This window comes from Streptomyces sp. NBC_00466 (assembly GCF_041433995.1).
GTDB lineage: Bacteria > Actinomycetota > Actinomycetes > Streptomycetales > Streptomycetaceae > Streptomyces.
This window is the reverse complement of sequence record NZ_CP107896.1, coordinates 5867731-5892333: the sequence shown is the minus strand read 5'-3', so window position 1 is coordinate 5892333 and position 24603 is coordinate 5867731. Positions and strand designations below refer to the sequence as shown.

Sequence of the window (24603 nt, the reverse complement as noted above, 5' to 3'; positions counted from 1 at the left end):
TCCGTTGAATGCACGAGCAGACTAACCAGTCGGTATGTGGCAGGGGAAGGGGCGAGAGTTAGCCTGCGTGGCCATGACACTCGGCGAGATCATGGAGGTAGCCCGATGAACCTGTCCAGACGGGGACTGCTGGCCGCGAGCGGAGCCGTGGGTGCGCTGGGAGCCGTGGGCGCCGCGGCCGGGCCGGCCGCCGCGCACGGGAAGCGCGCCCGGGTGAGTACCGGATTCGACCGGCTGGCCGCCGACGGATACAGCCTGCTCCACGGGGAACGCGTCGGGATCGTCACCAACCCGACCGGCGTCACCCAGGACGTCCGGCACATCGTCGATGTCATGCACGCCGACCGGAACGTGAACCTCACCGCCGTCTTCGGCCCGGAGCACGGGTTCCGCGGCACGGCGCAGGCGGGCGGTTCGGAGGGGCGGTACGACGACCCGGCGACCGGGCTTCCGGTGTACGACACGTACACCAGGAGCGGGCAGCCCCTCGCGGACATCTTCACCAAGTCCGGCGTGGACACGGTGGTCTTCGACATCCAGGACGTGGGGGCCCGCTTCTACACGTACATCTGGACGCTGTACGACTGCATGGAGGCGGCGGCGATGGCGGGCCTGCGCTTCGTGGTGCTGGACCGGCCGAACCCGGTCACCGGGCGGGCCGCGCTCGGCCCGGTGCTGCACAAGGAGTTCGCGACCTTCGTCGGGCGGCAGCCCGTCTCCCAGGCGCACGGGATGACAGTGACGGAGCTCGCACGGCTCTTCAACGGTGAATTCCTCCCGAAGCCGGTCGAGTTGGAGACCGTCCGGATGTCCGGCTGGCGGCGCGGCGACTTCTTCGACGCGACGGGACTGCCCTGGGTGCCGCCGAGCCCGAACATGCCGACCCCCGACACCGCTCTCGTCTACTCGGGCACCTGTCTGTTCGAGGGGACGAACCTCTCCGAGGGGCGGGGTACCACCAGGCCGTTCGAGCTGCTGGGGGCCGAGGGGATCGACCGGCGGTGGGCCGAGGCGGCCAACGCGCTCGGTCTGCCGGGCGTCGTCTTCCGCGAGGCGTACTTCGCGCCGGTGTTCTCCAAGTTCGAGGGGAAGACCGCGGGCGGTGTGCAGCTCCATGTCCAGGACCGTGCGGCGTTCGACCCAGTACGGACCGCCATCGGGCTGCTGGTGACGGCGAAGCGCGTCTGGTCCGGGTTCGCCTGGCGTTCCGACGACTGGATCGACAAGCTGACCGGGTCCGCGCAGGTCCGCACCATGATCGACAAGGGCGCCGGCACGGACGAGGTGGTGGCGGCCTGGCAGGGCGAACTCGCCGCCTTCCGGGCTGTCCGCGAGCGGTATCTGGCGTACCGCTGAACAACCGCCGCGGGCCGGAACGGAGTTGCCCGTTCCGGCCCGCGGCCCCGTACCCCTGCTCTGTTACCCCTGCTCTGTTACCCCTGCTCCGTCTACCGGTGCGAGGGGAACTCCACGACCTGCTGGTACGTGGGCCGGTTCTGCCACTGGATGGGCCAGAACTGCAGCCCGCCCAGCGGACGGTGGATGATCGCGTCCGAGCACCACTGGTCACCGGCGGCGCAGCTGGCGTCGCCGGGATAGACCTGCGCCGGGGTCTTGGCCGCGGCCTGGCCCAGGGTCGAGAGCAGGGCGTCGCGGCAGGAGCTCAGGTCTCCCCCACCGCAGTACGTCTTGCCCAGCTTGCCCTGCACCGGGCGCCCCAGGACCGTACGGATGTCCTTGTCGACATAGCTCCACCAGCCGTACTGGAAGGCGGATCCGGCGTGCGCCCCGGTGGGTCCGTGGCCCGCCGACGGCGACTCGTCGATGGAGAGGTTGGCGGTGAGCGCCGAGTAGAGGTCGTCACCGAGCCCCGGTTTGAACTCGGCCTCCACCAGCAGCGGCCACCAGGCGTCCATGATCCGCACGGCGTCCGGGTGGGTGTAGACGTGCGAGCTCTGGGCGTTCTCCTTGCGCTGGGTGCCGTCGGCCACCCAGGCCTCCAGCTGCTCGACGGCCTTGGCCTCGGCCGGGTCGGTGACCGGCTTGCTCCGTACGACGTCGAGCAGTTCGGGCAGGACGTCCTCGCCGCGCAGATCGGTGACGGCCGCCTCGGCCATGGCACGGGTCAGTGCGGCACGGGTGACACCGCCCTTGGCGACCAGTTTCGCCACCCGGTCGCCGAGCAGGTCGACCCGGTGCACCGAGCCGTTGCCGAACCCGGCCGATGAGTAGTCCTTGGCCTGTTTGTTGTTCCAGGAGACGTAGTAGTCCTGGCCCACGGACTGCGGGTGTTCGGTGGACGGGGTCACGTCGGTGGTGTGGTGGTCGGGGTCGAAGCCCTTCCACTCGTAGGCCGGTTCGGCCTTGACGGGCAGCGAGGCGTCCACCCCGGCCGCGCGCACCGGGTTCATGCCGCTGTTGAAGTAGGCGGCCTGGCGGGAGTCGGCGTAGAACCAGTTGAAGGTGTAGCCGATGTGACTGGCCGCCTGCTGGAAGGTCTTGGCGTCCTTCACGTAACCGGGGTCGTTCATCATCTGGAAGCCGACTATCGAGTCGGCCTCATGGCCGTACGTACTGCGCAGCGAGGTGTAGGCGACGGGTTTGCCGTCGACGGTCGCGCGGTGCGTCACGATGCCGTACTTGGTGCGGTAGACCTGCATCCGGTAGGAGCCGGCCGCCGTCGAGTCGGCGACGGTGGGCGTCCAGGAGTTGGTCCGCTCCATCTTCTCCATCGGGGTGCAGACGCCCCGGAAGAGGTAGTGCGTGTCGTCCTGGCAGAGCTCCACCGCGTAGGTGTCGGTGATGTCCTGGCCCGCCGATGTGGCGCTCCACGCGTAGTCCTGGCCGCGGCCCAGCTGGATGTACATGCCGACACCGGCGAAGGAGACACCGCGGGCGCTGATGCCCGGCCCCTGGAGTTCCTGGAGCATCAGCAGCTGCGGCAGGAAGTACCCGGTCTGCGGTCCGAACACGGCGACGGGGTTTCCGCTCGCGGTGTGCTGGCCCGAGACGACGAGGGCGTTGGACATGCCCTTCTTGCTGCTGAACAGGTCGGCGGGCAGCACCCCGTTGTCGTACATGCCCTGCATGGGCTTGAGTTTCTCGGGGGCCTTGACCGGGGTCTTCGCCTCGGTCTTGGCGCCGCCGGTCCGGTCGTAGACCAGCGGTTCGGCCTTCACCGAGCCCGGGTCGGGCATCGCGGTGCCCTTGGGGTCCGCGGGTTTGTCCGCGTACGGGAAGCTGGTGCCGTCGTGGACGGTGAGGGTCGCCTCCGGGTCGTTGCGCTCCCGGAACGACTCCCAGACCTTGCTGCCCTCGGTGACGCCGTACTTCTGCTGGGCGGAGAGCAGCGACAGCGCGGCCTGGACCTCGCCGCCACCGCCGCCGCCGAAGAGGCCGCCGACGACCGAGGCGAGCGCGATCATGTCGGTGATCTTGAACGGTTCGATCTCACCGGCGTTGGTGATCGCGTTGATCTTCCCGGTGAGTACGTACTCGCCGGGGAAGTAGCGGCCGTCCTTCGACTTCTGCCGGTAGGCGTTGATGCCGTCGACGTACGCCTGTGCGTCGTCCATGGCCTGCTTGCCCCGCGCGCCCTGGGCCGCTATCCGGTCGGCCTGGTCCTGGAGGTCCTGCTCGGTGTACGGGGCCTGCGGCCAGAACTCCTGCTCCAGGCCCTGGTTGGCGGGTGCGCCGCCGGCGAAGGAGGTGAGCTCACCGCGGCCGATGTGCCGGAAGAGGTCCATCAGCCAGAGCCGGTCCTGGCCCGCCGCGTATCCGGCGCCGAACTCGGTTCCGTAGCGCGTGGTCCCCTTGATGTGGGGTACGCCGGTCTTCTTGTCCCGGGTGATGCTGACGTCGTCGCGGGGCTTGGTGACCGAGGCGACCTGGTCGTCGGGGACGCCGAACGAGGCGTCGTTGAAGAAGTTGTTCAGGGTGGAGTCGGTGAGCGACGGGGCCCCGGCGGGCAGCGCGTCGTACGGTCCGAGCTGGTCGGCGCTGTGTTCGGGACGGGTGCCCAGCGCACGGTGCGCGAGGATCTGGGCGAGGGTGGCGTTGCCGTTCTCGCCCGGCGGCAGGATGTCGTTGCACTGACTCCCGCAGTAGTCGGTGACGGGGTCCGCGGCCGAGGCGGTCGCCTGCGGCGCGGGTGTGATGAGGCCGGCGCCGAGCGCGAACACCGCTACGGCGATGGCAGTTCTGAGCTTTCCGGTGCGTCGTCGCATGAATGCTCCTGAGGGGGAAGCCGATGAGACGGACGTTACTGGCGAGGCAACCCGTCAGTAAGGTGAACATGCGTCACCTTTTCCGAATCACCACACAGGTGCGGGAGCTGCCGCATGAGTGATGGCACCCATCGGGAATTCGATGGAGCCGGATCGGGTAGCCGTACGTCCATTCACTGACGCAGGAGTATTCAGCGACGGAGGTGGCAGTGCGATGGCCGGTTTCCGGAGTCTCGCGAGACAGGTGCGCGATCCCCACCACGACCTTGCCCTGCGGCGGTATTCGCTGCGCAAGTGTCTGGAGAGGTTTGCCCCGTACGGACACAGGGCGACCTGGGATCATCTGTGTGCGAGACATCACATCGGGCCCGAGGACCGGGCCCCGGACCCGGCGCGGCTGGTGGCCGCGCTCGACGAACTGGAAGAGGCGCGGACCGTCTGGCTCGCCTACGAGGCGGAGTTCGCGGAGCGGCGCAAGCGGGAGAAGCACGACGGGATACGGCGTCCCGGCACCTTCGACGACTGGCACCGGCGCACCTGGGGCGGCTGCGGTGTCGCCTGGTGCGGCGACCCCGCCGTGCACCCGTCCCGGCCCCTGGCGGAGGTTCTGCAGCGGCTGATTTCCGCCCTCAGGACCGAACCGGCCGGCGCCTGCCCGGTATGTACCGAGAAGACAATCACCTGGACCTCACGAGGCGGCCGGGAGCCGTGGTCGGGCCCGGTCTGCAGCCGCTGCGGGATCCTCGTGCCGCAGCCGGTCCTCACCTCCACCGCGCTGGCCCGCGCGAGGAGCGCCCGGCACTCACCCCTGGCACCGGCGGCCTGAGAACCGGGCCGGGGAACCGGCGCGGCCGTCAGCCGGTCCCGCTCTCCGGAGCCGGACCGGGGAGCAGCCTCGAACCGGTCATCCGGTCGCCGAACACATCGTCCGGGTTGGACAGGACGCAGTTCTCCAGCGACAGGCAGCCGCAGCCGATGCAGTCGGTGAGATGGTCGCGGAGGCGCGCCAGCTGGCCGATGCGTCCGTCGAGCTCGGAGCGCCAGGTGGCGGAGAGGCGCGCCCAGTCCTCGCGGTTGGGTGTGCGCTCGTCGGGCAGTTCGGCGAGCGCGCCCCTGATCGTGGCGAGCGGGATGCCCACCCGCTGCGCCGCGCGGACGAAGGCGACGCGGCGCAGCGCGTCCCGGGTGTAGCGGCGCTGGTTGCCGCTCGTCCTGCGGCTGGTGATCAGGCCCTTGCTCTCGTAGAAGTGCAGGGCGGAGACGGCGGCGCCACTCCGGGCGGAGAGCTGGCCGACCGTGAGCTCATGGATCGTCTCTGGAATGTGCGGCACTCCGCGAAGCCTACTGCCCGTCCCGCTCAACGGTCCCTGGTGAGGCCGGTCGTTGACAGGGACGGGCGCACCCGACAATGCTGAGCAAGCGCTTGGACACTTCACTGGGGCCGCCGGAGCGCCGCCGGCCGCCGGGACTGTTGGGAAAGGCAGGATCACGCATGGCAGAGCCGAGGATCTTCACATCCGCCGATGAGCTGCGCGCCGGAATCGGCGAGCCGCTGGGGCCGAGCGACTGGCTGGAGATCGACCAGAAGCGGATCGATCTCTTCGCGGACGCCACGGGCGACCACCAGTGGATCCATGTCGACCCGGCGAAGGCCGCGGCGGGACCGTTCGGCACGACCATCGCGCACGGCTATCTGACCCTGTCGCTGCTGCCCACGCTGGTCCCGCAGATCATGCGGGTCGAGGGGATGAAGATGGGCATCAACTACGGCACCAACAAGGTGCGTTTCCCGGCCACGGTGCCGGTCGGCTCCCGGCTGCGGGCCACGGCGGTCCTCACGGACGTGTCCGAGGCGGGCGGGGGCGTGCAGGTGACGGCCGCCGTCACGGTGGAGCGCGAGGGCGGGGACAAGCCGGTGTGCGTGGCGGAGTCGGTCTCCCGCTACTACTTCTGATGCCGGCCGCTGAGCTGCCGCACCACTGAACCACTACGGCGGCGGGCCGCCGCAGGGTCCGCGCTACGTGCGGGCGGAGACCATCCGCAGGACGAGGTCGGCGTAGAACACGCCGACCTCGTCGGGCGTGCTGCGCCCCTCCACGTTGAACCAGCGCGACACGTCGATGCAGAGCGACAGCACGGCCAGCGCGGTCCCCGCGACGTACGGGACGTCGAACTCCCCCGTGAGCACACCGTCGTCGATGATGCGGCGCACGGCGTCGTCGCTGCGCTTGCGGAGTCCGACGATCTCGGTGCGGTGTTCGGCGCCGAGCGCGTCGAGTTCGTACTGGACGACCCGGGCCGTCATGTGGTGCCCGGCGTGCCAGCGGACGAAGGAGCGGACGGCCGCCGCGAGCCGTTCGGCGGCCGTGCCGGGGCCGTCGGCCGCCGTCTCCAGGATCTCCAGGGCCTTCTCGTGGCCGATCCGGCTGATCCGGTGGAGCAGCTCTTCCTTGGTCTTGTAGTGGATGTAGAGCGCGGCCGGGCTCATGCCGGCGCGGCCCGCGATGTCGCGGGTCGTCGTCGCGTGGTAGCCGCGTTCGGCGAAGGCCTCGACCGCGGCGACGAGCAGCCGCCTGGCGGCCTCGGGGCCGACCTCCGCCCACGGCTCATCGCCGCCCGCCGTCTCCTCCGCCGTGCTCATTGCTCGCCCCTTCCGCCCATGACGCAGCGCTGCTGCAGGACGCACACCATACCCCGAGGGTGAGCAAGCGCTTAGAACGTCGGCAGCGGCTGTCAGAGCTTCTGGAACGGGTCGTGCTCGGCGAGCAGTTTCTCCAGCCGGGCCTGGTCGACCCGGGTCACGATCTGGCCGGCCTCCTGGCGGTCCCTGATGACCTTGGCGAGGGTGAAGGCGGATGTCGTGAGGTAGAGGAGCCCGAGCCCGAGGAAGGCCCGGACCCAGACATTGACGTCCAGGTTGAGGATGCCCAGGGCCATGGCCGCCAGTGCGACCGCGAAGGACGCGACGGCCTGGCCGTAGTAGGCGGCGGTGTTCTGCTGTCTGACCGGTGTGTCACTCATGGGGACAGCATCGTGCGGATGTGGCACCGGCCACATCCGCACAGCTACTCAGCGCGGGTACTCATCCCGTGCGTCCGCCGACGGGTCAGAAGGCGGAAACCCCGGTGAGCGCACGGCCGATGACCAGCTTCTGGATCTGGCTGGTGCCCTCGTACAGCGTCATCACCCGGGCGTCGCGCAGCAGCTTCCCCGCCGGGTACTCGTCGATGTACCCGTAGCCGCCGAAGACCTGGAGCGCGTTGTTCGCGGCCCGTACCGCGGCCTCCGACGCGAAGAGCTTCGCCTTGGACGACTCGGTGGCGAAGGGCTCGCCGCGGTCGATCAGATCGGCCACCCGCCAGGTGAGCAGCCGGGCCGCGTCCACATCCACCGAGATGTCGGTGATCAGCTCCTGGATGAGCTGGTAGTGAGCGATCGTCCTGCCGAACTGCTCGCGCTCGGTCGCGTACTTCACGGCGCAGTCCAGCGCCGCCTGCGCGATGCCCACGCAGCCCGCGGCGACCGACATCCGCCCCTTGGCCAGCGCCGACATGGCGACCGAGAAGCCCTTGCCCTCGGGCGCCAGCATCGCGGACGCCGGGACCCGTACATCCTCGAAGACCAGCTCGGCCGTCGCCTGGCCGCGCAGCCCGAGCTTGCCGTGGACGGCACGGCGGGTGAGCCCCGGGGTGTCGGTGGGGACCAGGAACGCCGAGATCCCCCGGTGGCCCGGGGCATCGGTGGAGCGGGCGAACAGGAGCACCACATCGGCCCAGGTGCCGTTGGTGATGAACATCTTGGAGCCGTTGACGAGGTAGTCACCGGTGTCGCCGTCCCGGACGGCCTTCGTCGTGAGGTTGCCCGCGTCGGAGCCGGTGCCGGGCTCCGTGAGGCCGAAGCAGCCGATGAGTTCGCCGGAGGTGAGGCCGGGCAGCCAGCGCCGCTTCTGCTCCTCGTCGCCCCAGTGCGCGACGGTCTTGGCCACCAGGCCCAGCGAGACCGAGACGATGCCGCGCACCGACGAGTCCCCGCGGCCGAGCTCCTCGGTGACCAGGCAGTACGAGAGGTGGTCGCCGCCGGAGCCGCCGTACTCCTCGGGCACGGTCAGTCCGAGGAAGCCCAGCGCGCCGAGCTTGCGCACCAGGGAGCGGTCGACGCTCTCCGCCCGGTCCCACTCGGCGACGTGCGGCGTGACCTCCCGGGCGACGAAGTCCTCGGCGAGCCGCCGTACCGCGGACTGCTCCTCACTGAGCTCCAGATTCATGGGGCACCTCTTTTTGATCAGCCGGATCACCCGGATCAGCCGGACGGCCCGGCAGCCGGATCAATTAAATTAGCACTGCTAGTTTCTGGGTGGCAGGCCCTACTATGTGCGCCATGGCCCGCCCACGCAAGCCCCTCCTCAGCAGGGAGCGCATCGTCACCACCGCGAGCGCGCTCGTGGACTCCGAGGGGCTCGCCGCCGTCTCCACCCGCCGGCTCGCCGCCGAGCTGGGGGTCAGCGGGCCCTCGCTGTACAACCACTTCCGCACCAAGGACGAGATCCTCGAAGCGGTCGCCGACGCTGTCTCGGCGCAGATCGACCTGTCGATGTTCGACGAGACCGACGGCCGCGACTGGCGCACCGCGCTGCACGACTGGGCCGTCTCCTACCGGGAGGCCCTCAGCGACCACCCCAATATCGTCCCGGTGCTGGCCCGCGGCCCCGGCAGGCGCCCGGCGGGGCTGCGGGTGGCCGACGCGGTCTTCGGCGCGATGGTCCGCGCGGGATGGCCCCCCGCCCAGGCGACGTACATCGGGGCGCTGATGCGGTACTTCATCACCGGCTCGGCGCTCGGCTCGTTCGCGCGCGGCTTCGTCGACGACGAGGCCGCCTACGACCCCGCCGACTATCCGCACCTCGGGCAGGCGCATCTGCTCGCCGACCGCCGGCAGAAGGTCGACAACGGCGCCTTCGAGACCGGCCTCAGGGCCCTGGTGGACGGCCTGGCGCTCCAGTTCGCGGCCGTCCGGCCGGTCCCGGACGGCAGCTGACGCACCCGGTGCGCGTACGCCGGCTGCTGTCCGGGGCCGCCCGGGACACCCTCCCGGTGCCCGGAGGCCCTACTCGAAGACCACCAGCGCGCGTCCGCCCTTGCCCGCCAGCATGTTCTCGAACGCCCCGGGAATCCCCTCCAGACCGATCCGCTCCGTCACCATCGACCCGACGTCGAGCCGGCCCGCCCTGATGTGCCCGGCGAGCACCGGCAGGTCCTGCGCCGGGTCGGAGTTGCCGTAGACGCAGCCGGAGAGCGTACGGCCCCAGTGGAAGAGCTCCAGAGCGTTGAAGGTGACCTGCTGGTCCTTGCCTCCGATGCCGACCACCGTCGTGCGGCCGCCGCGCCGCGTCGACTCCCAGGCCGTACGGATCGTCGCCGCGCGGCCCACGCACTCGACCGCGGCGTCCACGCCCTGGCCGCCCGTCAGCCGGCGGATGTCCTTGGCCGTCGTCCCGGACGCCACCACGAACTCGGTGGCACCGGCGGCCCGCGCCAGCTCCTCCTTCGCCGGGGAGACATCCACGGCGATGATCACCGACGCGCCCGCGATCCGTGCGGACTGCAGCGTCGCGAGGCCGACGCCGCCCGCCCCGAAGACCGCGACCGTCTCCCCCGCGCGTACCCGAGCCGAGTGGTGGACCGCGCCGTACCCGGTGAGGACCGCACAGCCCAGCAGCGCCGCGTCGGTGAGCGGGATACCGTCGGGCACCGGCAGGACGCAGTTCGCGGCGACGACCGTCTCCTCGGCGAACGCCGCGACGTTCAGGCCGGGATGCAGCTCGGTGCCGTCGGCGGTACGGGCGTGGATACGGCCGGCCCCCGACAGCGCGTCGGCGCAGAGCCACACCTCCCCGAGCGAGCAGGCATGGCATGTCCCGCAGGACGGCGCCCAGTTGAGGACGACACCGTCACCGGGGGCGACATGGGTGACGCCCTCACCCACGGAGACGACGGTGCCCGCGCCCTCGTGGCCGAGGACCGCGGGGACCGGCACCCGCATGGTGCCGTTCGCCAGCGAGAGGTCGGAGTGACAGACCCCGGCTGCGGCGAGACGGACCCGGACCTGGCCGGGGCCCGGCTCGGGCAGGTCGATGCCGGTGATCTCCAGAGGGGAACCGACGGCGGACAGGACAGCTGCGCGGACCATGTGCGGTACTCCCGGGCTCAGAACTGCAGGGACTTGGTCTGGAGGTACTCGGCGAGGCCGTGCGAGCCGAGCTCGCGGCCGACGCCGGACTGCTTGTAACCGCCGAAGGGTGCGAGCGGGTTGAAACGGCCGCCGTTGATGTCGACCTGGCCGGTGTCCATCCGCCGTGCGAAGGCCTCCGCCTCGCTCTTCTCACCGGCCCAGACCGCGCCCGCGAGGCCGTAGACGGTGCCGTTGGCGATCCGCAGGGCGTCCTCCTCGTCCTCGTAGGCGATGACCGAGACGACCGGGCCGAAGATCTCCTCCTGCGCGATGGTCATATCGGGGGTGACATCGGCGAAGACGGTCGGGCTGACGTAGTACCCCCGCTCCAGCGGCGCTTCGGGGCCACCCGCGACGAGCCTGGCCCCCTCCTCGACGCCCTTCTCGATGTAACCGCGGACCCGCTCCAGCTGCTTGGCGTTGACCAGCGGTCCCATCCGCTCGCCCGGGGCGTACTTGGCGGCGGCGGCTGCCGCGAGGGTGACCGCCTCGTCGTACTGGTCGCGGTGGACCAGCATCCGGGTCCAGGCGCTGCACGTCTGGCCGGAGTTGCCCATGACGTTGGCGACGCCGACACCCACCGCCCTGGCCAGGTCGGCGCTCGGCAGGATCACGTTGGCGGACTTCCCGCCGAGCTCAAGGGCGACGCGCTTGACCGCCGCTCCGGCGACCGCGCCGATCCGGCGGCCGACCGCGGTGGAGCCGGTGAAGGAGACCAGGTCGACGCCGTCGTGCCCGGCCAGCGCCTGGCCCGCGACCGAACCGACGCCGGTCACCAGGTTGAAGACCCCGGCGGGCAGCCCCGCTTCCGCGGTCGCCTCGGCGAACAGCTGCGCCGTCAGCGGGGTGTCCTCGGCCGGCTTCAGGACGACCGTGCAACCCGCGGCGAGCGCTGGGGCCACCTTGGCGACGATCTGGTGCAGCGGGTAGTTCCAGGGGGTGATCGCGCCGACGACGCCGACCGGTTCGGAGAGGACGGTGGAGTTGCCGACCGTCTCCTCGAAGGGGTGGGTGGCGGCCAGTTCCGCGTACGAACCCGCGACCAGCGCGGGCACGCCCGCGTGCACGAGCCGGGAGAACTGCAGGGGCGCACCCAGCTCCGCGGTGACGGTCTCGGCGATCTCGTCCCGGCGCGCGACCAGCACGTCGCGCAGAGCCCCGATCCTGGCGGCGCGCTCGGCGGGCGCCGTCGCCGCCCAGGCCGGGAAAGCCGCACGGGCCGCCCGTACCGCCGCGTCGACGTCCTCCGGGGTACCGGCCGGGACATGGCCGATGACCTGCTCGTCGGCCGGATTCACCACCGCGATGGTGTCCGGGCCCGCCGCGGGCCGCCACTCGCCTCCGATGTACATGCCGTCGTGGGCCTTCATCGCACTCCTCCAGAGCCTGCGGTGTCGCCGCACCGGCACGGCGCCGTGCGGGGCCGGGCGGTGACCGTCACCAGCCAAACTAGCGCCGTTAGTTTTCCGGCGCCAGGGCCCCCGGCACAGGCGTGCGGGAACGGACGCGCACCCCGGACGCGCTCAGTCCAGTACGGGTCCGAGATACGCGTGCAGCAGCTCCCGGACCTCCCCGATCAGCCCCGCGTCCCCCGACGGCTCGGTGCGGAAGGCGAGTTGGAGCAGTGCGTCGGTCGCCTCGACACCGACGAGTACCTTGCGGCGCAGCGTGTCGTCGGCGGCCCTGCCGAGGTGGGACGCGAGCAGTCCGGTGAGGCGGTCGGCGACCTTCGGGTTGGGTTCGTCCAGTGGCGCGGGGCCGCCGAAGTCGACGAAGGCGAACCCGGGGACGGTCCGCCGCATGGCGAGGTACTCGTCGAGTACGGCATCGATCACCCCGCGCCAGTCAGCCGCGGGGAGCCCGGTGAGCCGCTCGGTGATCCGGGCCGCGTAGCCGTCCAGATTGCGCTGTGCCAGGGCGTCCGCCATCGCGCGCTTGTTTCCGAAGAAGCGGTAGACGGAGCCGATGGGGACGGCCGCCCGCGCGGCGACGGCGCGGGTGGTCAGCCGCTCGTAGCCGTCCTCGTCGAGGATTTCCGCGCAGGCGTCGAGTATCCGGGTCAGCCGCTCGGCACTGCGCTGCTGTACGGGGACGCGCCGGAGCGCGTTCGGATCGGCCATGCGCTCCATGATGCCCCGACGCGGTGTCGCCCCCGGTTTCCCCCCGTTGACGCGCGGTAAGCGCAATCCTACTGTTGAGCATAGGATTCTTTCGGCACCGGGGAGCTAGCGATGACGACCACCGAGCAGGCCAGAGAGATCGAGCGGGCCGGGGAGACTGAGCGGGCCGGGGCAGTCGAGCAGGCCAGGGAGACGGCCGGGGCGCTGACGTACTCGTCGGGTTTCGGCAACGAGCACAGCACGGAGGCGGTGCCCGGCGCCCTGCCGCACGGCCGGAACTCGCCGCAGCGCGCCCCGCTCGGGCTGTACGCGGAACAGCTCAGTGGCTCCGCGTTCACCGAGCCCCGCGCGCACAACCGCCGCTCGTGGCTCTACCGGATCAGGCCGTCCGCCGCCCACCCGCCCTTCGCACGGATCGACAACGGCACGGTGCGCGGTGCGCCGTTCACCGAGATGGTCCCCGACCCCAACCGGCTGCGCTGGGACCCGATGCCCGAGCCCGCCCCCGGCACGGACTTCCTGGCCGGCCTGTGGACCCTGGGCGGCAACGGCGACGCGACCACGCGCTCCGGGATGGCGGTGCACCTCTACCACGCCGACTCCCCCATGACCGACCGGGTGTTCAGCGACGCCGACGGCGAGCTGCTGATCGTCCCGGAGAGCGGCGGGCTCCTCATCCGTACCGAGCTGGGGCTGCTGAGCGCGCGGCCCGGTGAGGTCGCGCTGATCCCGCGCGGGGTCCGGTTCCGCGTCGAGCTGCTGGACGAGGTGGTCCGCGGCTATGTCTGCGAGAACTACGGCCGCCCCTTCCAGCTCCCCAACCTCGGCCCGATCGGGGCCAACGGCCTCGCCAACGCACGGGACTTCCTGGCCCCGGTGGCCGCCTTCGAGGACGACGGGGCCGACGGGCGCCCGGTCCAGGTGGTCAACAAGTACTGCGGCAACCTCTGGGCCGCGGAGTACGACCACTCGCCGCTGGACGTCGTGGCCTGGCACGGCAACCATGCGCCGTACGTCTACGACCTGCACCGGTTCAATGTGATGGGGTCCATCAGCTACGACCACCCGGACCCGTCGATCTTCACGGTGCTGACGTCCCCGTCCGACACCGAGGGTCTCGCCGGTGTCGACTTCGTGGTCTTCGCGCCGCGCTGGCTGGTCGGTGAGGACACGTTCCGGCCGCCGTACTTCCACCGCAACGTGATGAGCGAGTACATGGGGCTGATCGAGGGCGCGTACGACGCGAAGACGGCGGGCAAGGGCGGATTCGTACCGGGTGGCGGCTCCCTGCACAACATGATGTCCGCGCACGGGCCGGACCGGGAGACCTTCGAGCGGGCCGGCGCCGCCGAGCTCAAACCGCAGAAGATCGATGACGGGCTCGCCTTCATGTTCGAGACGCGCTGGCCGGTGACCGCGACCGCGCAGGCGGCGGAGGCCGGGCATCTGCAGACCGGTTATGACAACGTGTGGCAGGGGCTGGCCAGGCACTGGGAGGGCTGAGGGATACTCGGACACCGCGGTCGGCCGCCGTCCGGTGCCAGTACGGCCGACTGTCGTACGTACGGAGGACCACGTGACCGCCTTCGCGCCCGACTCGCTGGTCCTGAACCGCAGGCTGCCCCTCTGGTACCAGGTCTCGCAGTCGCTGCGGGCCTCGATACTGGGCCGCCGTCCGCAGGATCCGCTGCGGCTGCCGACCGAGGAGCAGCTGGCCGGGCACTACGGCGTCAGCGTGCTCACCATGCGCCAGGCCCTCAAGGAGCTGGAGACGGAGGGCCTGATCACCCGGCACCGGCGGCGCGGCACCTTCATCGACCCCGGCGCTCGGCCGAGCGCTCCGCGCCGCCTGCTGGGGTCGATCGACGCGATCGTCGCCCAGCAGTCGGGCGAGCGGACGACCGTACTCAGCCACGGCCCCGCCCCGGTACCGGGCGAGCTCGCCGAGCACTTCCCCGGTCTGGACGAGATAGTCGACTACACCCGGCTGCGCTGTGACGGCGAGAGCGGCGAGCCGACCAACTGGGCGGAGAACGCGCTCCGTCCGGAGATCGCCGCCGCAGTCCGGATCAGCGATCTGGAGCGCTGGCCGATGACCAAGGTCCTGCGCGACGGGGTCGGGGTGCGGATCAGCCGGATCACCGACACGGTCGAGGCCCGGCTCGCGGACCCGGTGACGGCCGAGCTGCTCCGGGTTCCGCTGCTCTCGCCGATCCTGCACTACACGGGCGTGACGTACGACGAGGCGGGGCAGGTCGTGGATGTGGCCCGGATCCGGTACCGGGGCGACAGGTTCTCCTTCTCCGTGACGGTGGAAGCCCCCTGACCTGTTGCGGGGGCCCGACCAGGTGTCCGAACCGGTTGCTATCGTTCCCAGGCGTGTCAGGAAAGGCGTGCGACCGAGAGCGGGGGAGGTTCCATGGGGCTGTTCGACAGCATCCGCGGAGAATTCATTGACATCGTCGAGTGGACCGACGACAGCCGGGACACCATCGTGTGGCGATTCCCGCGTCATGACAACGAGATCAAGATGGGTGCCAGGCTCGTCGTGCGCGAGTCGCAGACGGCGGTCTTCGTCAACGAGGGCCGGATAGCCGATGTCTTCCAGCCCGGCACCTACACACTGGAGACACAGAACCTGCCGCTGCTCTCCACGCTGAAGGGCTGGAAGTACGGGTTCAACTCGCCGTTCAAGGCCGAGGTGTACTTCGTCACCACCCGCCAGTTCACCGACATGAAGTGGGGCACGCAGAACCCCGTCATCGTCCGCGACGCCGAGTTCGGCATGGTGCGGCTCCGGGCCTTCGGCGCCTACGCCGCGCGGGTGGTGGATCCGGCCGCGCTGCTGCGCGAACTGGCGGGCACCGACCCGCAGTTCCGCACCGAGGAGGTGCAGGAGTACCTGCGCCAGCTGATCGTCGGCAAACTGGGCAGCGCGCTGGCCAACTCGGGCGTGCCGATGCTGGATCTGGCGACCCAGCAGGAGGCCATCGGCGTGAAGCTGGCGGGTGTGCTCACCCAGGAGCTGACGTCGGTCGGTATCGCGGTCCCCAAGTTCATCATCGAGAACATCTCGCTTCCACCGGAGGTGGAGCAGGCGATCGACACCCGCTCCCGGATGGGCATCGCGGGCAATCTCGACCAGTACACCCAGTTCCAGGCGGCCGACGCGCTCGGCGCGGGTGCGCGGACCCCCGGCAGCGGTGTCGGCGAGGGCATGGGGCTCGGCCTCGGGATGGCCGCCGGGCAGCGGATGGCCGCCGGGCTCGCCCCGCAGCAGCCCGCGGCGGCTCCCGCAGCGCCCGCACCGGCCGCGGCTCCCGCGCCGTCGGCAGGTCCGCCGCCGCTGCCCGCGCAGGAGCAGTGGTTCGTCGGCGTCAACGGCGCCCAGCAGGGGCCGTACGACAGCGCCGCGCTGAGCGGCCTGGTGGGCGCGGGCACCCTGACGCGCGAGACGCTCGTCTGGAAGGACGGGATGCCGGGCTGGCTCCCCGCCGACCAGGTGCCCGGGGTCAGCGGACTCTTCGGGTCCGTTCCGCCGCCGTTCCCGCAGCAGGGCTGAGGCCGGGACGACGATGACGACCGACGATCAGTACTCAGGCGCACCCACCGGACCCGCCGCTGATCCGGGCACGGGGGCCGCCGCGTCCGGTACCGCTTCCCTCGCCTACCCGTGCCAGGCGTGCGGCGCCACCGTGGAGTTCGCTCCCGGCTCCGACGCGATGCGCTGCCCGTACTGCGGTCAGGAGCAGGCGGTCACCTCCGTACCCCGCCAGGTGCGCGAGCACAGCTGGGACGAGCTGGCGGCGCTGCCCGCCAAGCCGCGGGGCTCCGTGCCCGCGGGCGTGCGGGCCTATGTCTGCCCCGGCTGCGGCGCCCACACCGAGACCGACGACCTCTCCGCCCGCTGCCAGTTCTGCGCGACCGCACTGGTCGCGGAGCCGGACGCCACCGAACGTGTGACTCCGGAGGCGGTGGTCCCCTTCGGCCTGGACCGCAACAACGCCCGCGAGGCGCTGCGCAAGTGGACGTCGTCCCGCTGGTTCGCCCCTTCCAGCCTGAAGAAGGTCAGCGAGGCGGAGACGTTCAAGGGCAGCTATCTGCCGCACTGGACGTATGACGCGGAGACGGTCTCGGACTACCGGGGCCAGCGTGGTGAGTACTACTACGTGACCGAGACGTACACGACGGAGGAGAACGGCCAGACCGTCACCAAGACCCGTCAGGTGCGGCGCACGCGCTGGTTCCCGGCGTCCGGGACGGTCAGCCGCGACTTCGACGATGTGCTGGTCGCCGGGACCAACCACGTGGCCACGAAGCAGCTGGACAAGCTGACGCCCTGGCCGCTGGAGGAGGCGAAGCCCTTCCAGCCGGAGTACCTGGCCGGTTTCCAGACCGTGCGGTACGACGTGGAGCCCGAGGACGGGCTGGTGACGGCCAAGGAGCGGATGGCCGACGTCATCACGCGCGACTGCAAGTCCGACATCGGCGGGGACGAGCAGCGGGTGCACTCGGTGGACACCCGGTACTCCGGGCTCACCTTCAAGCTGATGCTGCTGCCCGTGTGGTTCCTGACCTATCTCTACGCCGGCAAGAGCTGGCAGGTCATGGTCAACGCACGGACCGCCGAGGTCATCGGCGAACGCCCGTACAGCAAGGGCAAGATCGCCGCCGCGGTGGTGGCCGCCCTGGTCGTCATCGCGGCGATCGTCCTGGTGGTGGTCAGACAGCGGTGATCGTCCTGCCGGCGAGTGCTTGCCCCGTCGCGACGGGGCAGCCTTGCCTGCCGCGGCGGCACTAGCATGCGGACCGTGACGGATGACGCTCCCCTGCTCGACGATCTGATGCCCTGGTCGGTGGGGTCCCCGCGGCTGGGGCGCGACTGGGTAGTGGCGCCCGACGCCCGTTCGCTGAAGGCGCGCTGGGACACCCTGGTTCGGGCCGACGGGCCGGAACGGGAGCGGCTGTTCCGCCCCACCAGGGCCAGGACGCCGAAGAGTTCCGTACCCGCACTGCCGGGACAGCCCACCGGGACGGGCCGCTTCAGCCGTGAGTCGGGCCCGTGCCCCGCACCGGTACGGCTCGGATGCGGCCCGTTCGACGAGCAGTGGCTGATCCCGGACCACCGGCTGCTGGACGCCGCCCGCCCGGAGCTGTGGCGGGTCGCCGACGAGCACCAGCTCTTCGTCGTCGAACAGGCCGGGGCCGCGGAAGACAGCGCGGCCCAGGACAGCGGCCCGGCGCTGCTGGTCTCCGCCGTGCTCCCGGACGGCCGTTCCCCGGTGGGCCGGCCCGGCCGGATCAGGCCGCTGCACCGCAGGCCCGGCGGGGCCGAGCCCAACATCGCGCCGGGGCTGGCGGATCTGCTCGGCGCGCGGTACGGGCAGGAGGTCACCCCCGGGCAGATACTCGCCTGGGCGGTAGCGGCGGCCGGGCCGGCGCCCGGCGGGTGCGCCGTACCGCTGACCGCCGACCGGGAGCTCTGGTCGTCCGGGACCGAACTGGGGCGGCGACTGCTGCGGATCCAGCTGCGCGGGGCGCGCGGCGGTGAACGGCCCCGGCTGCCCGGTGGCCGCCGCCCCTATGTGCGGGCCGCGGTCCCGCCCCGGCCCGGCACACTCGCGTACGACCCCGGCGAGGAGGCTCTGCTGCTCGGCACCGGGCGCATCTCGCCGGTACCGGCCGAGGCCTGGGACTTCACGGTGGGTGGTGTCCGGGTGCTCGACCTCTGGTTCGGGCGCAGGACCGCTGCGGCGCAGCCCGGCACACTGGAGGCTCTGCGGCCGGCCGACTGGCCCCCGGAGTGGAGCTCCGAGCTGCTGGAGCTGATCACCGTGCTGGCCCTGCTGGCCGGACTCCGTGCCGGGCAGGGCGAGTTGCGGCGGAAGCTGGAGTCGGGCCCGCGCATCGGGCGGACCGAGCTGGAAGCGGCAGGCGTCCTTCCGGTACCCGCGGCGGCCCGCCGTCCCGCGTCGGTGCTCGACCACCACGAGGAGGGCCCTGAAGGCCAGTTCGCTCTGGTGTGACGCTGGTTCGACGCTGCCGGGCGGGATCCGGGGGCTTACTGACGGGCCGGGATACTGACGAGCCGGTTACTGACGAAAAGGGCCTGCCAGCAGGGTTACGGAGAGTCAGGGCGGCCGCAGACCCGACGGGCACACCGGCGCGCCACTGTGCGCCCCGGGAATGACGGGCGGGGCGTGAGCAGCGTCGCACCGGGACGGTGTGGTCGCCCGGTCGTGGACCGGTCGTGCTGGTTCGAGGCTTCAGCCGCGGCTGCCGAAGAGCGAGCGGCGCAGCCGTCGCAACGGGGCGAAGAGCTTCACCCGCGCGCCCCTGCCCGTCCTGGAGTGGGCGACGTCACGTGAGGTGAGCTCACGCATCAGGGATGTCGCTTCTGCCGACTCGCGCTGCGGGACCACAGGGCCGCCGAGCACCGAGAGATGGCGGTCGAGGCGCGAACTGGTCGCACCGCTTCCGCACGTAATCGCAGGCACTCGTGGCCTGCTGCGCACTGTTATCTGTTCCATGTCACTCCCCACCCGTACGAGGGCACCCGGCCCGGGGCACAGTAACCCTATCGCCCCTCGGAGGCACCCGTGTATCCCGGGCGCCGGATTCACCTCTGCCATACGGAGGTTGACGGTAACTCTCCGAATATATCTGGTTCCGGGGAGAGTTGGCCGGTTCCGTTCCGCCCTGCCGGACGGGGGAACGGAACCGGACGGAGGCCCCGGACACGGGGCCTCCTCACCCGACGGCGAGCGTCAGTCCTGTGCGGTGAGCACGGGCAGATAGCCGCCGGACTGGCCGGCTGCCGTGGGGTGGTAGGACTCGGTCAGATCGAGGATGTTCACGCTGTGCAGCCAGCTGTCGGACGAGCAGATCTCATGTCCGGAGAAGGCGGAGGTGACGTCGCCGAACGCGAAGCCGTGGTCGGCGGCGCGTTTGGCGGTCACCGCGTTGAGGTGGTCGGACGCCGAATTTATGGCGCTGCGCTCCGTCTCGCTCAGCCCGGCGATGCAGGTGCCGTTCAGCTGGTAGAAGCGCGGATAGCCGAGCACGACCACATGTGCGGAGGGGGACTTGGCGGTGATCGCCGAGTAGACCTTGTCCAGCAGGCCGGGCAGCGTCGAGTCGATGTACGTGTTGGCTGTCGCCAGGGCGGCGAGACAGGTCGCCTGGGACTTCAGCACGCAGGTGGTCATGGTGTCCGCGAAGCCCGCGTCGTTGCCGCCGATGGTGAGGGAGACCAGACCGGTCGAGGAATTCAGTGCGGAGAGCTGACTGGAGAGAACATCACTCGTACGGGCACCCGAGCAGGCGACGAAGGCGAACGACGAGGGCGAGTGGGCCGCCGCCCACAACTTCGGGTACGCGAGGCTGCTGCGCTTGCAGCTCCCGCTCGAACTGTCGTAGCTGCCGGATCCGACACCGGACGAGTACGAGTCACCGAGGGCCACATAGCTGGTGGATGCGGCCGGTTGGGCAGCCTGCGCCGCGCCCGCCCCGGTGAGGGCGAGTCCGACGGCGAGCAGAACAGAGGATGAGAAAGTCACAAATCTGGACAATTTCATGGAACCTCCTTGAGCGGGATTTCCGCCACGTCTGTCGTACCAGCTCGTAACTTCTCCTGGAAGTGTTCATGCCAACTATTCGGAGGATCGACGGCTTACAGTCGCCTGGTCGTCAGTGAAGCCCGGCACTCGGCGGCTCCGGGCGCGAACGGCCCTGATTCACACCTTCGGTGACATGTCCTCAGTGGTCCGGACGGCCGTACGGCGGCCCCGCCCGGGGAGAACGCGTGACACAAAGGGCGTGCACCCGCCGCCTCCGTGCCGGATCATGTGCGCATGTCCGCAAACCCTGAGGCATCCCTGCCGATCCGGCTCAACGTCGACGACAGCGACTCGCCGTCCGATGTCGTGGACGCGCTGTTCCTCGGCCGCTTCGCCACGGGCGAGCAGCCGTACTCGCACAGTTCCTCGATCGACCGCGTCAAGAAGGGGCTCACCCTGCTGCCGCCCGGCGCGACCGTGCTGCGGGCGGCCCGGGACGACGACCGCAGCGCGACGCTCGCCGAGGGCGAGGGGTGGACGCTGCTCGTCTCGCGCTGGAACCGCGGCGCCGACGTCACCGTCACGGCGGTCAGCGAGGAGCTGGCAACGAAGGTACTGAAGCAGTCGACGGACGATGCGCAGGACGAGCCCGAACCGCAGCCCGAGAACGTCGCGATGGGGTTCTGGTACGTCTCCCCGCGCCGCGGTCCGCACCGCACCACCCGGCAGATCGCGGCCGGCACCTGGGACGAGGTGCGGGCCAACTACACGGCGCCGGTGGCCGATGCGCTGGACGGCCTGATGAAGGTCACCCCGGACGACATCTCGGGCCGGCTGCTCCTGCTGCACGGTCCGCCCGGCACCGGGAAGACGTCGGCGCTGCGCACACTGGCCCGGTCCTGGCGCGACTGGTGCCAGGTGGACTGTGTGCTCGACCCGGAGCGGCTGTTCAACGACGTCGGCTATCTGATGGACATCGCCATCGGCGAGGACGACGGTTCGGCGAAGGGCCGCTGGCGGCTGCTGCTCCTGGAGGACTGCGACGAGCTGATCCGCGGCGAGGCCAAGCACACCGCGGGGCAGGCGCTGTCGCGGCTGCTGAACCTCACGGACGGGCTGCTGGGCCAGGGCCGCAATGTCCTGGTGGGCGTCACCACCAATGAGGACCTGGAGCGTCTGCACCCCGCCGTGGTGCGTCCGGGCCGCTGTCTGGCCCGGATCGAGGTCGGCCCGCTGACCCGCAAGGAGTCGACGGCGTGGCTGGGCACGGACGAGGGCGTCGGCCGGGACGGCACGACGCTCGCGGAGCTGTACGCGCTGCGGCGCGGTGCGGGACCGGCGTCCGTCCCGGCGCAGGAACGGGGCGCGGACGCGGGGCTGTACCTGTAGGGGGCCGCGCGGGCCCCCTGCCGGAGCTACTTCCCGTAGACCGCCCGCAGCGCGTCGTCGACCGCGGCGCGGGCGGCGTCCGGAGCGAGGCCCAGCCGCAGGGCGCGCTCGGCGAAGGCTTGCGCGGCCTCCGCCGCCTCGCGTTCCGCCGCGTCACCGGCGGCCGCCACGAAAGTGCCGTTGCGTCCGCGCGTCTCGATCACACCGTCCGCCTCCAGCGCCCGGTACGACTTGGCGACCGTGTTCGCGGCGAGGCCGAGCTCCTCGGCCAGGCCCCGCACCGTCGGCAGCCGGTACCCCGCGGGAAGCTTCCCCGAGCGTGCCTGTCCGGCGATCTGGGCCCTCAGCTGCTCGTACGGGGCGGTGGCGGCGTCCGTGTCAATGGCGATCTTCAGAGTCACCCCGCGATTCTCCCCCACGGAGGGCCACCGCTCCGGCGGCGCCCGGCCGAAAAGGGGAGGCGGCCCGCCCGGGCCGCACGTAATCTGCGGCGGCGGCCGGGCACCGGCCGGCCGCCGCACGGTCCTGCTACGAGAGTGCTCGACGGAGGTACGGCATGTCAGGGAGTCCGGCCGAGGTGACGGTCGTCCTGCGGAAGACGGGCAGCACAAAGATCAGCTATCCGGCGACGCTGCTCTCCGACGACGGCACCCGGGTGACCGTCCGGGCGGAGTGGGCGGGTGCGGGCGTACGGGACTTCGGGTTCGTACGGTTCGAACCCGGTGACGTGTTCACCGAGCACTACTGGCGCGACCGGTGGTACGCCGTCAAGGAGGTCCGCACCGGAGCAGGGGAACTCAAGGGCTGGTACTGCGATGTGACCCGGCCGGCCGAGCTGCGGGAAGGCGAACTGGTCGTGGAGGATCTGGATCTCGATCTGTGGGTGTCGGTGGACGGGGCCGAGATCCTCCGGCTGGACGAGGACGAGTTCGAGGCGAGTGGTCTGGCCGGGCGCGACCCGGAGGCGGTACGGCAGGCCGTACAGGCACTGGACGAGCTGGAACTGCTCGCCTCCCGCGGCCAGTTGCCGCACGACTGACCGGTACGGCGGAGCGGGGCCGGTGTTCACCCGGCCCCACCACCACTTCCCAGCTGTCCCAGGCACCTCAGGCACCTCAGGCACCTCAGGCACCTCAGGCGTCTTCAGGCGTCTCGGTCCGAAGGTGCCTCAGGCCAGCGCCACCAGGACATAGCGCTCGTCGTCGACCTCCTTGCCCCAGAGGGCGGGGTCGGCCGAGAGCAGTTCGTGGTGCACGGACGCGGTGAGCGGGTCGAGGGCCGCCATCAACTGGCCCGCGGAGAGCCCGACCCCGCCCCAGACGCCCTCCACCAGGACCAGCCGGCCGCCCGGGTTGAGCAGTGAGCACCAGTGCTTGAGCGCCGCCTCGAAATCGGGGAGCAGCCACACCACATGGCGGGCCAGCACCACGTCGAAGGTCCGCGCGCCGACAGGTGGCAGCGCCGCGTCGCCCACCAGTACCTCGGCGTCCGCACCGGCCAGTTTGGTGCGCGCCTGCTCGGCCATCCGGGGCGAGAGGTCGACCGCGGTGACCCGGTGCCCCTGCTCCGCGGCGAGCAGGGAGAGGCTGCCCGTGCCGCAGCCCACGTCGAGGACCTCGGTCCCCTCCCCCGGCAGCCATCTCCTCAGCCGTGCCGCCCATGCGTTGCGCACCCCGGGGTCGCGCAGGCCGTGGTCGTCGGCCTCCTCGTCGAAGGTGTCGGCGGCGGCATCCCAGTTGATCGTCATGATCCGATGCTCTCAGCTCCCACCGACAATCCGGCTGATCACATGCCCGGCGAAACACACGTGTATCACCCGGCTCCGCTCGGGGAGTTCACAGCCGTACGGCGGACGCGGGGCCCGGTTCTCCCGCGTCGGCGCCTTCGTATACAAAAGGACCAGTTGGTGACACCTTCGCCCGGCCGGCCCTCGTCGATGAGGACCACCTCGGCGCCGTGCCGGGACAGGTTCCAGCCCACGCCGACTCCGATGACGCCCACTCCGATGACAGCGACGCGTGCAGGCCGCTTCACGCCCGCTCCTCCTAATTGACGGCGGAGGCGCAGGTGGTGGGGGTGGCGTGCGCGGGGTCGAGGGCGTTGGCGACCTCGTGGTACGCGATCCGGTCGGTCAGGCCGATGGTGACGTGCTCGGAGATGTCGGCGGCGCACTTGTCCTGGAGCAGCACGTTGTTGACGTCCGGGCCGCTGAGGAACTGTGTCTTGTAGGGGGTGACCACCTCGTCGTACTTGGTGGCGATGACGGTGTAGTGCACGCCGGGCACCGTGTCGGGCACCGAGTTGAGTTTGGTGACGAAGGGCGAGCCGGCGACCTGGTCACTGAGGCCCGGTGCGCCCTTCTCGAGGATGTCTGCGGCGCCGGGGAAGTACGGCAGGAGCTTGGTGAGCCCCGACAGGGTGGTGCCGTGGTTGTCGGGGGCGATGCCGGTCATCGAGTTCACCTTGGCCGCTCCGCCGAGGAACTTGATGTAGTAGTTCGGCATCATGCCGCCCTGCGAGTGGCCGACGATGTCGGCCTTCGGGGTGCCGGTCGCCGCGAGCACCTTGTCGACGAACGTGGAGAGCTGGGCGGCCGACTGCTCGATCGGGGCGAGCCCGTCGAAGAGGGTCTCGCCCGGCAGTTGGCCGTAGTCGAGCGAGAAGACGCAGTAGCCGCGGTTGACCAGGTACGGGGCGAGTACCAGCCAGTTGTCGGCCGCGTTCCCGAAGGTGCCGGGGACGAGGACGACCGGCCGGGGATGAGCAGCCGACGGTTTGCAGGAGTAGTTGTTCCATCCGCTGCTGGGGGCGGCAGCCTGTGCCGTCGTGGCAGCGGGTACCGCTGCGGCGGTGACCGCCAGTGCCAGCGCGGGGAGGGCTCCGAGCGCACGCTTCCAGGGCATCATCGGGTGATCTCCTTGCGACTCAAGGGAGTGACGACGGATGTTCGCCCTGTGGCCCGGACCACCAGAGTGTTCTACGTGTACTGCGTGTACTGCTCACGCCAAATTACGCACGAGTAAGGTAGCGGGGGAAGTTACGCGTCAGTAAAAACTGATGAAGGATCAGGAGCCGGCCTTC

The 24603-nt window shown here is 70.8% G+C and carries 24 protein-coding genes and 1 pseudogene; 11 read left to right on the top strand and 14 right to left on the bottom strand.

The features are described from left to right. The first annotated feature begins 105 nt into the window (after positions 1-105). Positions 106-1356, top strand: coding sequence for a DUF1343 domain-containing protein (locus tag OG210_RS26480; RefSeq protein ID WP_328325080.1), 1251 nt, complete (start codon positions 106-108; stop codon positions 1354-1356). Between the two features lie 92 nt (positions 1357-1448). On the opposite strand, the gene OG210_RS26475 is transcribed toward OG210_RS26480, so the two are convergent. Next, complete coding sequence (locus OG210_RS26475) at positions 1449-4226, bottom strand: penicillin acylase family protein (RefSeq protein ID WP_371538979.1); 2778 nt, start codon at positions 4224-4226, stop codon at positions 1449-1451. A 214-nt stretch (positions 4227-4440) separates the two neighbouring features. Here OG210_RS26475 and OG210_RS26470 point away from each other — a divergent pair, with 214 nt between their 5' ends. Then, a complete protein-coding gene (locus OG210_RS26470) occupies positions 4441-5052 on the top strand; it encodes a hypothetical protein (RefSeq protein WP_328325084.1) in 612 nt (203 codons plus the stop codon). Positions 5053-5080: 28 nt separating this feature from the next. Here OG210_RS26470 and soxR read toward each other — a convergent pair whose 3' ends face one another. After that, positions 5081-5557, bottom strand: coding sequence for a redox-sensitive transcriptional activator SoxR (soxR, locus tag OG210_RS26465; protein ID WP_328325086.1), 477 nt, complete (start codon positions 5555-5557; stop codon positions 5081-5083). Between the two features lie 161 nt (positions 5558-5718). Here soxR and OG210_RS26460 point away from each other — a divergent pair, with 161 nt between their 5' ends. Next, entirely contained in the window at positions 5719-6180 is a 462-nt protein-coding gene (locus tag OG210_RS26460; protein ID WP_328325089.1) for a MaoC family dehydratase, read from the top strand. 63 nt (positions 6181-6243) lie between these two features. On the opposite strand, the gene OG210_RS26455 is transcribed toward OG210_RS26460, so the two are convergent. The 3 genes from OG210_RS26455 to OG210_RS26445 form a co-directional block, all read right to left on the bottom strand. Next, positions 6244-6867, bottom strand: coding sequence for a TetR/AcrR family transcriptional regulator (locus OG210_RS26455; protein ID WP_328325091.1), 624 nt, complete (start codon positions 6865-6867; stop codon positions 6244-6246). Between the two features lie 92 nt (positions 6868-6959). After that, complete coding sequence (locus tag OG210_RS26450; protein ID WP_266858548.1) at positions 6960-7247, bottom strand: YiaA/YiaB family inner membrane protein; 288 nt, start codon at positions 7245-7247, stop codon at positions 6960-6962. 85 nt (positions 7248-7332) lie between these two features. Next, on the bottom strand, positions 7333-8490 hold the full coding sequence (locus tag OG210_RS26445; RefSeq protein WP_328325093.1) for an acyl-CoA dehydrogenase family protein: 1158 nt from the start codon (positions 8488-8490) through the stop codon (positions 7333-7335). A gap of 113 nt (positions 8491-8603) precedes the next feature. Between OG210_RS26445 and OG210_RS26440 the strand changes: the two genes are divergently transcribed. Beyond that, positions 8604-9260, top strand: coding sequence for a TetR family transcriptional regulator (locus OG210_RS26440; RefSeq protein ID WP_328325095.1), 657 nt, complete (start codon positions 8604-8606; stop codon positions 9258-9260). A gap of 69 nt (positions 9261-9329) precedes the next feature. On the opposite strand, the gene OG210_RS26435 is transcribed toward OG210_RS26440, so the two are convergent. The 3 genes from OG210_RS26435 to OG210_RS26425 form a co-directional block, all read right to left on the bottom strand. Further along, a complete protein-coding gene (locus OG210_RS26435; protein ID WP_328325097.1) occupies positions 9330-10412 on the bottom strand; it encodes a Zn-dependent alcohol dehydrogenase in 1083 nt (360 codons plus the stop codon). Positions 10413-10429: 17 nt separating this feature from the next. After that, positions 10430-11824 carry an aldehyde dehydrogenase family protein gene (locus OG210_RS26430; protein WP_328325099.1) on the bottom strand — a complete coding sequence of 465 codons (1395 nt, stop codon included), beginning with the start codon at positions 11822-11824 and terminating at the stop codon, positions 10430-10432. A 153-nt stretch (positions 11825-11977) separates the two neighbouring features. Then, on the bottom strand, positions 11978-12583 hold the full coding sequence (locus OG210_RS26425; protein WP_328325101.1) for a TetR family transcriptional regulator: 606 nt from the start codon (positions 12581-12583) through the stop codon (positions 11978-11980). Between the two features lie 102 nt (positions 12584-12685). On the opposite strand from OG210_RS26425, the gene hmgA reads away from it, so the two are divergent. From hmgA to OG210_RS26400, 5 genes are all read left to right on the top strand, one after another. Continuing rightward, positions 12686-14077 (top strand): homogentisate 1,2-dioxygenase, encoded by a 1392-nt coding sequence (gene hmgA, locus OG210_RS26420; RefSeq protein WP_328325102.1) that lies wholly within the window; start codon positions 12686-12688, stop codon positions 14075-14077. Positions 14078-14150: 73 nt separating this feature from the next. Beyond that, positions 14151-14900 carry a GntR family transcriptional regulator gene (locus tag OG210_RS26415; RefSeq protein ID WP_328325104.1) on the top strand — a complete coding sequence of 250 codons (750 nt, stop codon included), beginning with the start codon at positions 14151-14153 and terminating at the stop codon, positions 14898-14900. Positions 14901-14993: 93 nt separating this feature from the next. Continuing rightward, positions 14994-16136 (top strand): SPFH domain-containing protein, encoded by a 1143-nt coding sequence (locus tag OG210_RS26410; RefSeq protein WP_328325106.1) that lies wholly within the window; start codon positions 14994-14996, stop codon positions 16134-16136. A gap of 13 nt (positions 16137-16149) precedes the next feature. Continuing rightward, on the top strand, positions 16150-17310 hold the full coding sequence (locus tag OG210_RS26405; protein ID WP_328325109.1) for a hypothetical protein: 1161 nt from the start codon (positions 16150-16152) through the stop codon (positions 17308-17310). 66 nt (positions 17311-17376) lie between these two features. After that, positions 17377-18600: a type ISP restriction/modification enzyme gene (locus tag OG210_RS26400; protein WP_328325111.1), complete on the top strand. Its 1224-nt coding sequence runs from the start codon at positions 17377-17379 to the stop codon at positions 18598-18600. 240 nt (positions 18601-18840) lie between these two features. Here OG210_RS26400 and OG210_RS26395 read toward each other — a convergent pair whose 3' ends face one another. Then, positions 18841-19104, bottom strand: a complete 264-nt coding sequence (locus OG210_RS26395; protein ID WP_164267539.1) for a hypothetical protein — start codon at positions 19102-19104, stop codon at positions 18841-18843. Positions 19105-19341: 237 nt separating this feature from the next. After that, positions 19342-20151, bottom strand: coding sequence for an SGNH/GDSL hydrolase family protein (locus tag OG210_RS26390; protein WP_328325113.1), 810 nt, complete (start codon positions 20149-20151; stop codon positions 19342-19344). 276 nt (positions 20152-20427) lie between these two features. On the opposite strand from OG210_RS26390, the gene OG210_RS26385 reads away from it, so the two are divergent. Continuing rightward, positions 20428-21522 carry a DUF5925 domain-containing protein gene (locus tag OG210_RS26385; protein WP_328325115.1) on the top strand — a complete coding sequence of 365 codons (1095 nt, stop codon included), beginning with the start codon at positions 20428-20430 and terminating at the stop codon, positions 21520-21522. Between the two features lie 26 nt (positions 21523-21548). Here the strand turns inward: OG210_RS26385 and OG210_RS26380 are convergent, their stop codons facing one another. Beyond that, on the bottom strand, positions 21549-21923 hold the full coding sequence (locus OG210_RS26380; protein ID WP_328325118.1) for a GntR family transcriptional regulator: 375 nt from the start codon (positions 21921-21923) through the stop codon (positions 21549-21551). A 155-nt stretch (positions 21924-22078) separates the two neighbouring features. Between OG210_RS26380 and OG210_RS26375 the strand changes: the two genes are divergently transcribed. Then, entirely contained in the window at positions 22079-22561 is a 483-nt protein-coding gene (locus tag OG210_RS26375) for a DUF402 domain-containing protein (RefSeq protein ID WP_328325120.1), read from the top strand. A gap of 132 nt (positions 22562-22693) precedes the next feature. Here OG210_RS26375 and OG210_RS26370 read toward each other — a convergent pair. From OG210_RS26370 to OG210_RS26360, 3 genes and pseudogenes are all read right to left on the bottom strand, one after another. Further along, positions 22694-23272: pseudogene (locus tag OG210_RS26370) on the bottom strand (class I SAM-dependent methyltransferase); the annotation flags it as partial. Positions 23273-23334: 62 nt separating this feature from the next. Further along, a complete protein-coding gene (locus OG210_RS26365; RefSeq protein ID WP_328325122.1) occupies positions 23335-23556 on the bottom strand; it encodes an FAD-dependent oxidoreductase in 222 nt (73 codons plus the stop codon). Positions 23557-23567: 11 nt separating this feature from the next. After that, a complete protein-coding gene (locus tag OG210_RS26360) occupies positions 23568-24428 on the bottom strand; it encodes an alpha/beta fold hydrolase (protein WP_328325124.1) in 861 nt (286 codons plus the stop codon). Positions 24429-24603: the final 175 nt, after the last annotated feature.